Here is a 1,213-nt window from a genome sequence, read left to right on the forward strand (position 1 = left end):
CTGCCCGGGTTCGTCCCCGCGTGACGGGGCACCCGGCCCGCGACCATCGGCACCGAGGGGCCCGTCGGCACCAGGAGCCCCAGGACGCGGGAGACGGCATGGCCCAACGGCACCGGTTGATCAAGGCGACCCCCGAGGAGGTCTGGGGCATCCTCGCGGACGGCGAGCGTTACGCGGACTGGGTGGTCGGCACCGCGCGCTCCCGGCCGGTGCGGGGCGACTGGCCCGAGGTGGGGGCGGCGATCACGTACGAGATCCGGCTCGGCCCGCTGAGGCTGCACAACGAGACCGTGGTGCGCCGCTGCCTGCCCGGCCGCGAGCTGGAACTGGAGGCCAAGGCGGGCCCCCTCGGCACCGCGCGGATCGCGCTGGAGCTGCGCTCCTGGGGCGACGACACCTTGATCATCGTCGACGAGCACCCGCTGCAGGGCGCCGGCGGGAAGATCCACAACGTGGCCGTGGAGGCACTGATCCAGCTGCGGCACCGGGAGATGCTGCGCCGGCTGGAGGAGGTCTGCGAGGAGGCGTGCCGCCGCGACGGCGGACGGCCCGGACCGTCCGACCAGGGCCGCGTCCGGCCCGCCGGAGCCTGAGGAGGCGCACATGACCGACGCCGTGGTGATCGGCGCCGGCCCCAACGGGCTGGTCGCGGCCAATCTGCTGGCGGACGCCGGCTGGAGCGTCGTCGTCCTGGAGGAGCAGCCCGAAGCGGGGGGCGCGGTGCGGCACGACCGGGGCGTCGACCCGGAGTTCGTGCACGACCTGTTCAGCGCCTTCTACCCGCTCGCCGCCGCCTCGCCCATCCTGGAGAGCCTGCGCCTGGAGCGGTACGGGCTGCGCTGGCGGCACGCGCCGAGGGTGGTCGCGCATCCGCTGAGCGACGGACGGTGCGCCGTGCTGGGCCGCACCCTGGGGCAGACCGTCGCCTCCCTGGAGGGCTTCGCGGAGGGCGACGGCGAGGCCTGGCGCGACCTGCACGACGTGTGGGAACGACTGCGGCCGGACCTGCTGGACGCCCTGTTCACCCCCTTCCCGCCGGTCAAGGCGGGCGCCCGGCTGGCGCTGCGGCTGCGCGGCACCGGCGGGCTGCGACTGGCCCGCAGCCTGGTGCTGCCGGTGCGCAGGCTGGGGGAGGAGGAATTCCGGGAGGAGGGCGGCCGGCTGCTGCTGGCCGGCAACGCCCTCCACGCCGACCTCGCCCCGGAGGCCGCGG

The 1,213-nt window shown here is 75.8% G+C and carries 2 protein-coding genes; both read left to right on the plus strand.

The features are described 5' to 3' along the window. Positions 1-98: 98 nt before the first annotated feature. The gene (locus HW445_RS31700; RefSeq protein WP_180224213.1) at positions 99-593 is read left to right on the plus strand and encodes an SRPBCC family protein; all 495 of its coding nucleotides are present in this window, start codon (positions 99-101) and stop codon (positions 591-593) included. A 10-nt stretch (positions 594-603) separates the two neighbouring features. Next, the coding region (locus HW445_RS31705; RefSeq protein WP_180224214.1) for an NAD(P)/FAD-dependent oxidoreductase at positions 604-1,213 on the plus strand (610 nt) is incomplete at its 3' end.

The organism is Streptomyces sp. UH6 (assembly GCF_013421635.1).
GTDB classification, from domain to species: domain Bacteria; phylum Actinomycetota; class Actinomycetes; order Streptomycetales; family Streptomycetaceae; genus Streptomyces; species Streptomyces abyssomicinicus.

Bases quoted from the DNA above. Each gene is read 5' to 3' on its own strand.
- HW445_RS31700 (WP_180224213.1), top strand. From the start codon at position 99: ATGGCCCAACGGCACCGGTTGATCAAGGCGACCCCCGAGGAGGTCTGG.